The 12,971-nt window shown below is 68.5% G+C and carries 12 protein-coding genes; 6 read left to right on the top strand and 6 right to left on the bottom strand.

Annotation, left to right across the window (positions count from 1 at the left end; genetic code table 11):
- Positions 1-18: 18 nt before the first annotated feature.
- Both FHR37_RS15490 and FHR37_RS15485 read right to left on the bottom strand, forming a co-directional pair.
- On the bottom strand, positions 19-1,128 hold the full coding sequence (locus FHR37_RS15490) for an enolase C-terminal domain-like protein (RefSeq protein ID WP_092889257.1): 1,110 nt from the start codon (positions 1,126-1,128) through the stop codon (positions 19-21).
- A gap of 152 nt (positions 1,129-1,280) precedes the next feature.
- Positions 1,281-2,201: a PrsW family intramembrane metalloprotease gene (locus tag FHR37_RS15485; RefSeq protein WP_092889322.1), complete on the bottom strand. Its 921-nt coding sequence runs from the start codon at positions 2,199-2,201 to the stop codon at positions 1,281-1,283.
- Between the two features lie 148 nt (positions 2,202-2,349).
- Between FHR37_RS15485 and FHR37_RS15480 the strand changes: the two genes are divergently transcribed.
- The gene (locus tag FHR37_RS15480) at positions 2,350-3,039 is read left to right on the top strand and encodes an acetate uptake transporter family protein (RefSeq protein ID WP_139239201.1); all 690 of its coding nucleotides are present in this window, start codon (positions 2,350-2,352) and stop codon (positions 3,037-3,039) included.
- Between the two features lie 12 nt (positions 3,040-3,051).
- Here FHR37_RS15480 and FHR37_RS15475 read toward each other — a convergent pair whose 3' ends face one another.
- Positions 3,052-3,462, bottom strand: coding sequence for a MerR family transcriptional regulator (locus FHR37_RS15475; protein WP_092889263.1), 411 nt, complete (start codon positions 3,460-3,462; stop codon positions 3,052-3,054).
- A gap of 294 nt (positions 3,463-3,756) precedes the next feature.
- Between FHR37_RS15475 and FHR37_RS15470 the strand changes: the two genes are divergently transcribed.
- Positions 3,757-5,238: a SulP family inorganic anion transporter gene (locus tag FHR37_RS15470; RefSeq protein WP_202818381.1), complete on the top strand. Its 1,482-nt coding sequence runs from the start codon at positions 3,757-3,759 to the stop codon at positions 5,236-5,238.
- A gap of 107 nt (positions 5,239-5,345) precedes the next feature.
- Here FHR37_RS15470 and FHR37_RS15465 read toward each other — a convergent pair whose 3' ends face one another.
- The gene (locus FHR37_RS15465; RefSeq protein WP_092889269.1) at positions 5,346-6,155 is read right to left on the bottom strand and encodes an SDR family oxidoreductase; all 810 of its coding nucleotides are present in this window, start codon (positions 6,153-6,155) and stop codon (positions 5,346-5,348) included.
- Between the two features lie 193 nt (positions 6,156-6,348).
- On the opposite strand from FHR37_RS15465, the gene FHR37_RS15460 reads away from it, so the two are divergent.
- Positions 6,349-7,095 (top strand): GAF and ANTAR domain-containing protein, encoded by a 747-nt coding sequence (locus FHR37_RS15460; protein ID WP_175542802.1) that lies wholly within the window; start codon positions 6,349-6,351, stop codon positions 7,093-7,095.
- A gap of 28 nt (positions 7,096-7,123) precedes the next feature.
- Here FHR37_RS15460 and FHR37_RS15455 read toward each other — a convergent pair whose 3' ends face one another.
- On the bottom strand, positions 7,124-9,442 hold the full coding sequence (locus FHR37_RS15455) for a DUF4838 domain-containing protein (RefSeq protein ID WP_092889274.1): 2,319 nt from the start codon (positions 9,440-9,442) through the stop codon (positions 7,124-7,126).
- A 221-nt stretch (positions 9,443-9,663) separates the two neighbouring features.
- On the opposite strand from FHR37_RS15455, the gene FHR37_RS15450 reads away from it, so the two are divergent.
- Both FHR37_RS15450 and FHR37_RS15445 read left to right on the top strand, forming a co-directional pair.
- Positions 9,664-10,290 carry a hypothetical protein gene (locus tag FHR37_RS15450; RefSeq protein WP_139239202.1) on the top strand — a complete coding sequence of 209 codons (627 nt, stop codon included), beginning with the start codon at positions 9,664-9,666 and terminating at the stop codon, positions 10,288-10,290.
- Between the two features lie 94 nt (positions 10,291-10,384).
- Positions 10,385-10,855 carry an HIT family protein gene (locus FHR37_RS15445; protein WP_092889280.1) on the top strand — a complete coding sequence of 157 codons (471 nt, stop codon included), beginning with the start codon at positions 10,385-10,387 and terminating at the stop codon, positions 10,853-10,855.
- Positions 10,856-10,872: 17 nt separating this feature from the next.
- Here the strand turns inward: FHR37_RS15445 and FHR37_RS15440 are convergent, their stop codons facing one another.
- Entirely contained in the window at positions 10,873-11,904 is a 1,032-nt protein-coding gene (locus FHR37_RS15440) for a phosphotransferase (protein WP_092889283.1), read from the bottom strand.
- A gap of 186 nt (positions 11,905-12,090) precedes the next feature.
- Here FHR37_RS15440 and FHR37_RS15435 point away from each other — a divergent pair, with 186 nt between their 5' ends.
- Entirely contained in the window at positions 12,091-12,960 is an 870-nt protein-coding gene (locus FHR37_RS15435) for an alpha/beta hydrolase (RefSeq protein WP_092889286.1), read from the top strand.
- The last annotated feature ends 11 nt before the right edge of the window (positions 12,961-12,971 follow it).

The following is a 12,971-nucleotide window of genomic DNA, read 5'->3' as shown; positions in this document are numbered from 1 at the left end:
TGCGCAAACCCGGGTGATTCAGCCGACCCGGTAGCTCTCGGCGTCGGACTCCCTGAACTCCAGGCCGTTGCCCGGGTCGTCGCCGGGATGAAGGGCCCCGTCGTGTGCCGTCACCGGTCCGGCGAAGAACCTCGACTCGATCCGGACATGGTCGTGGAAGTACTCCACGTGCCGCAGGTGCGGCGTCGCCGCCGCGGCCGCGAGGTGCAGGGCCGGCGCGCAGTGGGCCGAGACCGGAAGATGGTGGGCCGCGGCGACGGCGGCGATCCGCTGCCACTCGGTGATTCCGCCGCACCGGCTGACGTCCACCTGCAGGCAGTCGACGGCGCCGGCCGCGCACATCCGCTCGAAGTAGGTGAGGTCGTAGCCGTACTCACCGGCCGTCACGTCGGGCCGCACGTGGTCGCGTACCCGCCGCAGCCCGTCGAGGTCGTCGGAGGTGACCGGCTCCTCGAACCACGTGACCCCGAGATCCTCGGCCGTGGCGGCGAGACGTGTGGCCTGCTTGGGAGTGAACGCGCCGTTGGCGTCGACGAAGAGTTCGACGTCCTCGCCGAGGGCCTGCCGGGCCAGCCGCATCCGGGCGAGGTCGCGGGCGGGGTTCGCGCCCCAGGACTCGCCGATCTTGATCTTGGCGTACGAGACACCGAGCTCCAGCCACTCCTCGCACTGCCGCGCCAGTTGGTTGTCGTCGTACGTCGTGAAGCCGCCGCTGCCGTAGACGCGTACGGGAGCAGTGCGTTCGGCGCCCAGCAGCCGGTGCAGGGGGAGTCCCAGCACCCTCGCCCGCAGGTCCCACCACGCGGTGTCGACCGCGGCGATCGCCAGCGAGACCAGCCCCGGGCGACCGGCGTTGCGTACGGCCGCCACCATCGCGTGGTAGCCGGACTGGACGTCGAGACAGCTTCGGCCACGCACCAGCTCGGCGAGCTCCCCGCGGATCACCTCGGCGGCTGCCGGCGGGCCGTAGGTCCAGCCGATGCCGGTGTGGCCTCCGCCGGTGAGCCGGACCAGCACCATGGTGGTCGAGTCCCAGGTGAGCGTGCCGTCGCCCTCGGGGGCGTCGGTGGGGACGGTGTAGACGCGCGTCCCGACCTCGGTCACGGGTACGTCCGTAGCGGCAGGCATGCACGTCTCCTTTCCAGGCGGGCTCACCCCCGCGTGTGGTCGGTGGTCGGCCGCGAAGTACCCACTCGGGTGCGAGCCCATGCGCCCACGGCCGGAGACGGCCGGGCGTACACACGAACAGCAGACGGCTCACCCGGTCGTAGCCTGAGCCGTCAAGTCCGGGTTGCGCGCGGCGACGGCTGACGCCGCTCACCCCTGCCGCTGCGCCACGTCGCGGCCAGCGTCGCGAGGCCGAGGACGGAGACGAACCCGAGCCCGCCGATGGACAGGATCGTGAACAGCCGGAGCTGGTCGGCGGTGGGCTGCGGCAGGTAGCCCGTCTGCATGAAGCTGCTCGCCGACACCCCGGTCAGCACCAGTGTCAGGGCGAGTGCGATCGAGTGCATCGAGTCCCACAGGGCGTGCAGGATCGCCACCCAGAGGTACGTGAAGGGCAGCGCGCCGCGAAGGTAGCGAACATGGCCGGTGCGGGCCACGTGGAAGAGCACTCCACCGAGGATGGCGGTCCACAACCCGTGCCCGACCGGCGCCAGAACGCCCCGCAGGAGTTCGGTCTGGACAAGGTCGGGCAGGGACAGTCCTTTCTCGGTGATCATCGCGTTGAAGGCGTACCCCGCGCTCTCGAACGCCGCGAACCCGAATCCCACCGCCGCGCCCAGTACAACTCCGTCACGGGTGTGCCTGCGCGTCATGTGGCGGGTGACGAAGACGAGCGCGGCGAGCTTGGCCCCCTCCTCGATCAGGCCGACGCCTAGGAACAGCAGTGGCGAGGGATGGAGGACGTACGACTCCAGCAACGACGCGCCGAAGACACCGAGGAGCCCGCCGAGCACGAACGCCGTGACCACCAGTTCGGTGGTCACGTCCTCGTCCCGCCAGCGTTCGAACGCCCACGCGACGAACGACACCGGGACCAGGAAGCTGCCGAGCAACACGACCGTGGGAACCAGGTTGGCGTTCGACGTCAACAGGGTCACCATGACGGCGATCAGCCAGAGCAGGAGACCGGTGAAGAAGATCCGCAGGTAGAGCCTGCGCGGCCGGCTACGCGTACGCACACTTGTCGAGACCATGAACCCTCCAGCGGCATCCTCGGATCGGCTGGTGATGCCCCCCTCCAGGATCATGAAACGGGCTTGACGGCGACCTTCGCAACCGGTGGCGGCCTCGAGGACCCCAGGACGTAGTTTTCGGCGCTCTGAGTGTGGGTACAGCGCACCGGTGGCAACCAGAGACGTCGGCCCCGAGCCGCCCGCGTCCCGTGTCAACGTTGCGTTGCGGCCGGTCGCGACGCCGCTGCCGGCCGGCTTCCTCGGCCTGGCGATGGCGAGCGTGCTGCTCACGTCGCTCGAACTCGGGTGGATCCCGCCGGCCGAGGGGCACGCGGTGGCGTACGGCCTGCTTCTGATCGTCGTGCCTTTGCAGTTCGTCGGCTCCCTGGTCTCCTACCTCGCACGCGACCCGGTGGCCTGCACCGCACTCGGTGTGCTGGCCGGTACGTGGGCCGCCGTCGCCGTGGACATGCTCACGACGCCGCCCGGTGCGACGAGTGCCGGTCTGGGCGTCCAGCTGGTGGGTGGCTGCGTGCTGTTGTGGGTCCCCGCCCTGGTCGGGCTGCCGGACAAGGTCCTCCCGAGCCTCGTGCTCGTGCTCGCCGGTCTGCGGTTCCTGCTCACCGGGATCTACCAGCTGACCGCGTCCCAGACGTGGAAGACGGTCACCGGAATCCTCGGCCTGGTGGTCTGTGCCGGTGCGGTCTACTGCGCGTTCGCCGCGCTCCACCAGGACGCCAGAGGGCGTGGCACGCCACCCCTGCTGCGCCGCGGAGGTGCCCGTACAGCCACGGCGGTGACCGCAGGGGTCGACGTCGAGCAGGTCGCGAAGGAACCGGGCGTACGCAAACAGCTGTGAAGCCGGAGCGGGTCACCGATCCTGCGCGACGGCCCGGTCGATCCGGTCCGCCAACGTCCGCGCGAACTCCTCCGCACGGGCGAGCTGGACGCGCAACCTGGTGACGCTTTCCTGGCTTGCGGTTTCGTACTCACGCAGTCGCCTGAGCAGGTCGTTTCGTTCGTACGTCTCGATGGGGGAGTCGCTGTCGAGTCTGTCGGTGACCTCGAGCAGGTCGCGCATCTGGTCCAGGGTGAAGCCGAGTGGCTTCATCCGGCGGATGACCATCAGCCGTTGGACGTCACGCTCGGTGTAGAGGCGGAAACCGCCCTGGGACCGCGCCGATGGTACGACGAGGCCGGCCTCCTCGTAGTGGCGGATCGTTCGCAGCGAAAGCTCGGTGCGCGCGGCGACCTCGCCGATCTGCATATGGTCAGAACCCAACGCGGCGGCCCTTCTCGTCTCGGTTGCCCGGGGACCGGGCCCACCGGATCTCTACCCTAACGTCAGGGTAGAGTTGCTCCCCGAGGGCCTGGGGAGGCTCTGCAGCCCGAAGCTCCTGGCTGTCCATGCCACCTGGCATCTCCGGGGCCGACGCCGCCCCCGGCCTGTTCGCCGGATCGATTCCCGCTCTGCCGAGTGCGCTGTGGAATCCGGCGTGGTCCCGCAGACTTTCTCGCGTGTGCCCTGCGAGGGCGTGCGCCCAAGCACGACAGGTAGGAACCCTTGCCGACGCCCGTGTCCGTTTCCCTGCCCAAGCTTGCCCGGCCTACCTGGCTGTCGTCCCCGAAGGTGCTCCGCACCGAGGTGCTGGCCGGCCTGGTCGTCGGGCTGGCGCTGATACCGGAGGCCATCTCCTTCTCGGTGATCGCCGGGGTCGACCCGAAGGTAGGACTGTTCGCGGCGTGCACCATGGCGATGGTGATCGCCTTCGTCGGCGGCCGTCCGGCGATGATCTCCGCGTCCACCGGTGCGGTCGCGCTGGTCGTCGCTCCCGTCGCGCGTCAACACGGCCTTGACTACCTGATCGCGACCGTGATTCTCGCCGGCATCTTCCAGGTCGCGCTGGGCGCGCTCGGTGTGGCCAGGCTGATGCGGTTCGTTCCACGATCGGTGATGGTCGGTTTCGTCAACGCGCTAGGCATCCTGCTCTTCACCGCACAGCTTCCGAACCTGCACGGCGTTCCGTGGGCCGTCTATCCGCTGGTCGTCGCCGGCCTGGTGCTGATGGTGTTGTTCCCCAAGGTGACCAGGGTGGTGCCCGCCCCGCTGGTGTCGATCATCGTGCTGACCGTCGTTACAGTCGCCGCGGGCATCGCGGTTCCCACGGTCGGTGACAAGGGCAAGCTCCCGTCCGCCCTTCCAGGGTTGGGGATTCCGGACGTGCCGTTCACCACGCACACGCTGTCGGTCATCGCGCCGTTCGCATTGGCGATGGCGGTGGTCGGACTGATGGAGACGTTGATGACCGCGAAGCTGGTCGACGACATCACCGACACCCGCTCCAACAAGACCCGCGAGTCGGTCGGTCAGGGGATCGCCAACGTGGTCACCGGTTTCTTCGGCGGCATGGGCGGTTGCGCGATGATCGGGCAGACGATGATCAACGTCAAGAACGGCGCGCGTACTCGCTTGTCCACCTTCCTCGCCGGCTTCTTCCTGCTGATTCTGTGCATCGTGCTGGGGCCGGTCGTGTCCACGATCCCGATGGCCGCACTGGTGGCCGTGATGGTGCTGGTCGCCGTCGGCACGTTCGACTGGCATTCCATCAAGCCCGCGACGCTTCGGCGGATGCCGCTGGGCGAGACCATCGTCATGGCCCTGACCGTCGCGGTCGTGGTGATGACCCACAACCTGTCCATCGGCGTCGCCGTCGGCACCCTCACCGCGATGGTGATCTTCGCCCGCCGGGTCGCACACATCGCCCGGGTCACCTCGGCCACCGACCCCGAAGGCAAACAGGTCATCTACTCCGTGACCGGTGAACTGTTCTTCGGGTCCAGCAACGACCTGGTCTCCCAGTTCGACTACAACCACGACCCCGACGATGTCGTGATCGACCTGTCCGAAACCCACGTCTGGGACGCGTCCTCGGTCGCCGCGCTGGACGCGATCGAGACGAAGTACGCCCAGCGCGGGAAGACCGTTACGATCACCGGCCTGAACGCGCCGAGCGCCAGAATCCACCGCGCCCTCAGCGGAGAACTCAGCAGTCACTGATCCCGACGTCGCGCGCCGGTCTACCCGTCGGCCCGGCTTCCGATCCCTCCGGCCCCGGGCCCCGGTGGGATCAGAAGCCGGGCCACCGGCTTCTGCGGCACCGACTTCTAGGGGCGGCGCCAGTCGTTGCCCTGCAGGTGCGAACCCGCCTGCGGCCCCATCAGCAGCATCCCGCCGTCGACCGCCCACGAGGCGCCGTTGACGTACGCGGAGGCCGGGCTTGCGAGGAACGCCGCGACCGCCGCGATCTCCCGGGCGTCACCGGGCCGCCCCACCGGAATGCCGGGACGATCGGCCTGGTGGGGGTCCTCGTTCTCCTGGCCGGTCATCGGCGTGGCGATCTCGCCGGGGGCGATGGAGTTGGCGGTGATGCCGTGCTCGGCAAGCTCCAGGGCGAGCACCTGGGTGAGCATCCCCAGCCCGCCCTTGGCGGCGCAGTACGGCGCCGAGCCGACCCGGGGCGCACGCTCGTGCACGCTGGTGATGTTGATGATCCGGCCGCCGAGCCCGGCGCCGACCATGCGGCGAGCGGCGCGCTGGGCGCACAGGAACGCCCCGTCGAGGTTGATGGCGAGAATGTCCCGCCACTGTTCGAAGTCCAGATCCAGGAACGGTGTCGAGGTGCCGGTTCCTGAGTTGTTGACGAGTACGCCGATGCCACCGAGCTCGTCCATCAACCCGTCGACCACCCCGGGCACGGTGCTCGCCTCGGACAGGTCGAGGTGCGCGACCGGGGCACGCCGGCCCGCATCACGTACCTTCTTCGCCGTGTCCTCCGCGCCGGCCTTGTCGGTGTTCCAGGTGACGCCGACGTCGTAACCGTCATGGGCCAGGGCGACCGCGCAGGCCTCACCGATGCCGGAGTCGGAGCCGGTGACGATCGCGATCCTGGGGAAATTCTCATAACGCGGTGGCATGGCATCCCTCTACCCCTCGCCCTGCCCCGCACACGTACTGGCGCATTCCGGCCACCGGCTCTGCCGGCGGAGGCAAGGGACCATGCCGGACCCCGGCGTGCTCGCTTTCGGTGACGGAGTGATACCTTTCGGTACGCGGTTGAGCTCCCAGCCGCCCTGGCGTTCTTCAAGCCATTACCAAGGGCGGCATTTCATGGGGACCCTGTTCCGCACCCCTCCGACGGAGAATCTGCGGCGCCTGGTGGGCGCCTTCGAGGAACTGCGGGGCGCCCAGGCCCCGGCCCTCGGACTTCATGGGCTGGAAGCGGTTGCCGAGGTCGCCGTCCGCGCGGTGAGCGGAGCCACCTGGGCCAGCGTCACCCTCGCAAACTCGGACAGCTTCTGGACGACTGCCGCCACCCACCAGCACGCCATCCAGGCCGACGAGGTGCAGTACGCCCTCGGATCCGGCCCCTGTGTGGACGCCATCGTCGACGGCATGGCGTACCGACTCGAAGACGTCGCGCGGGACCGCCGCTGGCCCGGCTTCGGCCGACGCGCCGCGGGCGACCTGTCTGTCGCCAGCATGCTCAGCTGCCCCGTGGTGCTCATGCCCGTGCCCGACTCCGACCTGCGGGCGAGCCTGAACGTGTACTCCGATCGGCGCGACGGCTTCGACAACGAGGCGGTCGAGTTCCTGATGCTGCTGGCCGGGTACGGCGATCTGGTCGCGACCGCCGTCGACGACCGGGACCGGGCACGTCACCTGGAACAGGCCCTCTCGTCCAACCGGGACATCGGCATCGCCATCGGCGTACTCATGGCCACCTACAAGATCACCCGTGACCGGGCGTTCGACATGCTGAAGGCCGTCAGCCAGCACACCAACCGGAAGATGCGAGACCTCGCCACCGAGGTCGCCGAGACCGGCATGCTGGCCGACGCGGGGCTGGGCGAGTAACCGCTCTCCCGTCCGGCCTGGACCCGACCTAAGCCCGAACGGCGAAGATGCGGTCGACGTAGACGTACGCGACAGCCGAGGAGTTCGGCGGCGAGATCCAGGCGTACCGCGGATTGGCCGCGTCGTACTGGTAGACGCCTGGCAGCTCGAGCTCGTGGTACTCGCCGTCGGCCACCTCGGACACCTTGATCGTTCGTTCGTTTCCGAACGGCGGGTACACCCCTGCCACCATCGCGGCTGCGTCGGGTGCGGCCGATCCGGTGTCGGCCCGGACGGTGACGTACACCTTCCAGGATCCGTTGGTCGGCAGGGATTCGAGGGCGAGCTGGACGCCCCAGTCGGGCCGGTTGCCGGGCATCCGCACGGTGTAGCCGTTGGAGGCGCCGGGGTCGTCGAGGATGGTGATGACCGGCGCGTACAGCCGCAGCGCGGGTTCCTGGTAGTCGGCCCAGTCCTCCGGAGGAAGGCCCGCGACGGTCGCGGGCGGGGTCGCCGGCGCGGTGGCGATCCGAAGCTGGCGCAGCAGGTCCTCAGGTGTGCCGCCGCCCTCGCTGTACCGGGTGAGCCCGGCGGCGTGTATCTCGTCCTCGAATCGGTCGAGCCGGTTCGCCGTGTCGGGGTCCCAGTCGATCCCGCGTTCTCGGGCGGTCCGCTGGAACTCCGCGATCCGCATGAGGATCACGTAGTCCACGTTGAGCCGTACGGCCAGCAGGTGCTTGTGGAAGTCGGCACTCTCGCGTACGGCCGATTCCGCCTGTGCCATCAGGTGGTCGGCGGCCACCATCGTGTCGAAGTTGAGGTACGGCGAGGAGACCGAGGCGCTGAAGGTCAGGCGGGCGCCGGTGTCCTCCACCGACTGCCGCAGCAGCCGCATGTAACGGTGGACGAGCGCCGCGGCCGGACCGTAGTAGCCGTTCAGGAACTCGCGGATCAGCCCGTCCGCGTCCTGGTGCGGGTCCCAGAGCAGCCGGCCCAGCACCCAGGTGCGGAGGTGGACGAACTCGCTCCCGATCGCGTTGTAGGCGTGCTCGCCGAAGTATCCCTGTACCTGCGGGCGCCCGGCCATCGTCCGGATCCCGTCGGCCATCGCCCAGTAGTCGGGGAAGGGCTGGATGTAGGACGCGAAGTCGACGAGGTAGTCCCACACGACGATGTTGTTCGCGAGCCGGCACCAGGTCTGGATCTGCCGGCCGATCTCGAGGTTGTCGTCGGCGAACAGCGAGTGCGCGAAGTTCGCCTGGATCGGCGCGACGGTCAACACGACGGCGTCGTCGACCTTGATGCCGGTCGGGGGAGTGAAGCTGAACCAGTACGCCTGGGTGCTGATGCGTGCCTGCGGAATCTGCTTCCGCACGCGGGTCACCACATCGTTGGCCAGATCCACCACCGCGGCGGACAGCGCGCCGCCGTGCTGGTCGACGAAGGTCTTGCTCGCGGGGTCGGGCTGCCAGTCGGCGTCCTGCTGGTCGAAGCCGATGGAGGGATCGAGCCCGTCGGCGATGCGCTTGCGGATCGCGGCGACCAGGTTGTCCGCCGCCATCTGACGCGTGCGTTCGTCCATCGCCAGGATCTGGCCGCCGGACCACAGCGACTGGTCGGGGACCATCGTCCGCCACGTTCCGCCGAAGGGGCTGGCCGGCCAGTACGTCGACCAGGTGTCAAGCGGGGTTGGGATGTCCGCGTCGTCCCAACCGCGGTTGCCGTTCAGCAGGTTGTGGTGCCGGTACGCGGGGTCCGCGGCGTCACCTGCGTACATCTGGCGGTAGGTGAACCGTGGCGTCTGGTCGCCGTTGAGTTGGGCGGTGGCGACGTCGAGAGTGCGGGCGTGGGGGACGGTCGTGAAGTCGGCGGAGAACCAACGCACTCCGAGGACGCGGTCGAGCAGCCAGTAGACGCCGTAGAGGGTTCCCCGGGAGTTGACGCCGGCGATCAGAGCGGTCCGTCCGCGCGTCCGCAGGGCGAAGCCGTCCTCTCCCACGTTGGCCGGGTCGAGACTCCCGAAGCGACGTAGGAGCGGGTTCCTCCGCCCGACGACGAGAAGCTCCGGGTTGGCCGGCGGGTCGTCGGACACGACCACCGGGAAGCGGGCCGAGGTGATCGCGTTCAGGTAGTGGGCCAGCTCGTCGGCGGCGTGCCGCACCGTGGCGTCCTCGCCTGCGCCGCAGTAGATCTGGTAACGCGTGTGGCCGTTGTCCGCGAGCCGGATCCGCCGGTCCTCCGCCGAGGCGGGAGCCGCCCAGGCGAGCCCTGATCCGCCGGTGAGAGCAGCACCGGCGACTGCGCCTCCGGCCGCGACAACGCTCCTACGGGTGGGTCGAGATCTGTGCGTATCACCGTTGCCGCTCATGGATGTCTCCAGCGATTAGTGCGGAGTGAAACCGGCGGTGGAACCAGTGAGAACCCTGCTGGGGCTGGTGATTCGGGTGACTTGAGAACGCGGCCACAAGCTAGGCCGGACCTCGCGGAGTGTCAAGGAAACGTCACACTCGCGGACATGTCCACTCGCGGTCACCCCGCGCTCGCCGACTTCGTTTGCCTACGGTGGGTCCGACCTGATCCACTTGCGTGTTGGTCGCGGATCCCTTGGGGGTGCTGATGGGCGTACGTGAGGAGCGAGCCGCACGGGCGGAGGTGCGACTGGCACAGGCACGACAGGTCCTGGACGAGCTCAACTTTCTTGATCGGTGGAGGACGGTCGGTGATCCGGTCGTGGTCGGTTCGGTCGCGCTGGGTGCCGTCGTACGGCCCGACGTGGATCTGGAGATCTACACCGGCAGCCCGTCGATCCGGGACGGCTTCGGTGTGGTGGCCGACCTCGCGGAACAGCCGAAGGTTCGGGCCATGCGCTACAAGGACGAGCGCGACCGACCTTCGCGGGGTCTGTACTGGAGACTGGACTACGAGCTGACGCCCGAGGAGACCTGGCATGTCGACATGTGGTTGTTTCCCAGCGGACCCGCCCACGGGTCCTCGACTGAGCTGACCGAGGCGGTGGCGGGCGCACTGACCGAGGGCCGGCGCGACGCGGTGCTGGCGATCAAGGAGGAGGCAGTCGGCCGGGGTACCCGAGCCCACGGACACTGGGTGTACCAGGCCGTCATCGACGAGGGTGTGGCCTCCTACGCCGAGTACGTCGAATGGCTGGGGGACAGGGACGTCTGGGAACACACCGACTGGCGACCGAAGCCGGCCTGACGTAGGGAGCACGATGAACTCGCCCGGGCCGGGAACGCCGGCGCTCGTCGGAGATCCGGGTCAGCGGCTCGCATATGGACAGTGAGGAGAGCTGATGCCCTGGGCGAGCAACTGGGACGAACGCGTTGCCGGCACTGCGTGTGAGCTGTGCGACGAGGGACGCCCCGAGGAGACGAAGACAGGGACACGGATCCTTGCCAGTGCAGTCGCGGACACGTACCTGATGCGCCGTGCACTGGTACGTGGTTACGCGGTCGTCGTCTGGCGTGGCCGGCACGTCGTCGAGCCCACGGAGCTGTCTCCCAGTGAGGCCGCCCAGTATGGCCGCGACGTCCTGCGCGTCGGCCACGCCATCCAGCGGTGCTTTCGTCCGCTGAAGCTGAACTACCTGACCATGGGGAACTGGACGCCCCACCTGCACACGCACGTGACCGCCCGCTACATCGATGACCCCGCACCCGGTGATCCGCTTCCCGCCGGAAGGAGCGAACTCCTCCCCGAGGACCAATGGCGGGAGGACGCGACAGCGTTACGAGCACTCCTCACCGACTCCGCAACCACCTGACAGCCCCGTGTGGCCGGTCACAGGCCGAGCTCCGCTGTTCGTTCGCGTAGCGCCCGCAGGTCATCGGCGACGGCGCGGAGGGTGTCGATGGCCCAAGGCGTGGTTCGCCCGCCGCGATCGGTGGTGAACTGGAGTTCGGCGAGGGTGCCGACGCGTGCGAACCCGCCGAGCAGGTCGATGTCGCCGGCTGCCAGCGGACCGCCGGCTTCGAGGTACGTGTGCCAGAACGCCGCCGGGTCGGGCGCCTGGATCGCGAGAGCCGCTTCGTACGCAAGGACGTCGACGTGGCAGCTCTCCCAGTCGATGACCGCGACGAGTTGGTCCCGGTCGAAGATCTGGTTGCGCGGGTTGAAGTCACCGTGCACGACGCCACGTCGCAGCGGTCGGCCCGAGGCTCGAAGATTCGCCAACCAGGCTTCGAGTTCCGCTGCCTCATCGTCGAGATACCGGAACAGCTCGCCCACCTCCGTGGTGCACGGCAGGTCTTGCCGCAGGACCGGCCGCACGGTCGACCACATTGTCGGTTGGTCGACCGCGGTACGAACGTCGGCGGCCGATCCGACGGTGAGATTCGTTCCAGTGCGGTGGATCCGGGCCAAGGTCGCGGCGGCCTGCTGCCAACGGATGCTTGCCTCGACCTTCGTACCAAGGACTCCGTGGACGTACGGGAAGAGCGACAGAGCCTGACCCTGCCAGATTTGAAGCGTCTCGCCGTTCACTCCTGGCAGCGGGGGTACGACCTCCCGTACCTCGTGACGGAGCAGGCCGAGCACGGCATGCTCGTAGGCCACCCGCTTCTGGCTGAGTTCGGATCGGCTCACCCGCAGCACGTACGTTCCGTCGCGCGACTCGACTCGCCATGACTGGTTCATGAGCCCTTCGGTCATGAACGTGGGAAGCGCGTTCACGACGTGGCCGAAGCAGGCCAAGGCAGCGTCCGCGATCTCGGACCGCAGCAGCCACAGCGCTTCCCACTGGTTGCCGTCCCACACCCTGGTGTCGTCGGCCGACAGCTCACCGACGGCGGGCGAGGGTGCCTCGGATCCCACCTGACGTTCACCTCGCTCCCGACCGGGTTCTGCGCGGGTACAAGCCTTGCCCACGTCGGCGTACGCCTCAACCGAGTTTCAGATCAGCGAGGCTCGTTTCGCGGCGATCACTGCGCGGGAGGTGTCCGATCGTGGACACGCGTCGGCCTTGGATTCTTGGCAGCCTGACTCGCTAGCGTCGCCGGCATGTTGATGACGATGCCCGATACGCCATACGCGATTGAGCTTCGAAGTCCCGTCCGGTACGGAATGGTCCCCGGACTTCCCGTCTGGCAGGGCGCGCTCCACCTGGACCTGCTGATGCCCACACCGCGGCCCTCGACCCGAGCACCTACGGTCGTGTATCTCCATGGCGGCGGCTGGCGAGACGGGTATCGGTCGCACGGCCTCTATCCATGGCACAGCCCGCTACTTGCCGTGCACGGCTTCGTCGTCGCCAACGTGAGCTACCGGCTGAGTGGCCAGGCGCCGTTCCCTGCGCAGATCCATGACGTCAAGGTTGCTGTCCGGTGGCTTCGGGCGAACGCGTCCGACTACGGCATCGACCCGGACCGGGTAGGGATCTGGGGCGACTCCGCTGGTGGACAGCTTGCTGCGTTGGCCGCCACCACGGCCGAGCGAGAAGACCTGGAAGGTAACTGCGGCTCACCAGGATGGCCGAGCGCCGTTCAGGCGGCGGTGGTGCGCTGTGCCCCGAGCGACTTCCTCACACTGCCGCAGGAAGACTGGCAGGACGAAGTGCTGGACCCGTTTTTCGGCGGGCCGTTGGCGAAGACCGCAGACCTGCGCCGACTGGCGAGTCCCGCAGCCCAGGTGCGTAAGGGCGTTCCACCGTTTCTGGTCGTCCACGGAACCGACGACGAGACGGTGCCGTTCGACCAGGCGGAGTCCCTGGTCCGCGCCCTTCGTGCGCAGGAGGGTGAGGTCGAGTTCCACGCGATGGAGGGCGTTCACCACAACCTGCACGCCGATGTCGACCTGCCATGGGGATCCGAGCCGTGGGCCGAACTCGGCATGCAGGCGTTGGACTTCTTCGACCGCACTCTCAAGCGCTGAGCTCGACCGAG

Origin of the sequence: Actinopolymorpha cephalotaxi (genome assembly GCF_013408535.1) — a bacterium.
Classification (GTDB): Bacteria; Actinomycetota; Actinomycetes; order Propionibacteriales; family Actinopolymorphaceae; genus Actinopolymorpha; species Actinopolymorpha cephalotaxi.
The sequence above is the reverse complement of the archived record's forward strand: the minus strand, read 5'-3'. Positions and strand labels throughout refer to the sequence as shown.

Excerpts from the sequence above, each read along its gene's own strand:
- FHR37_RS15490 (WP_092889257.1), bottom strand. The coding sequence starts at position 1,128 with ATGCCTGCCGCTACGGACGTACCCGTGACCGAGGTCGGGACGCGCGTC.
- FHR37_RS15485 (WP_092889322.1), bottom strand. The coding sequence starts at position 2,201 with ATGGTCTCGACAAGTGTGCGTACGCGTAGCCGGCCGCGCAGGCTCTAC.
- FHR37_RS15465 (WP_092889269.1), bottom strand. The coding sequence starts at position 6,155 with ATGCCACCGCGTTATGAGAATTTCCCCAGGATCGCGATCGTCACCGGC.
- FHR37_RS15460 (WP_175542802.1), top strand. The coding sequence starts at position 6,349 with ATGGGGACCCTGTTCCGCACCCCTCCGACGGAGAATCTGCGGCGCCTG.
- FHR37_RS15455 (WP_092889274.1), bottom strand. The coding sequence starts at position 9,442 with ATGAGCGGCAACGGTGATACGCACAGATCTCGACCCACCCGTAGGAGC.
- FHR37_RS15445 (WP_092889280.1), top strand. The coding sequence starts at position 10,385 with ATGCCCTGGGCGAGCAACTGGGACGAACGCGTTGCCGGCACTGCGTGT.
- FHR37_RS15435 (WP_092889286.1), top strand. The coding sequence starts at position 12,091 with ATGTTGATGACGATGCCCGATACGCCATACGCGATTGAGCTTCGAAGT.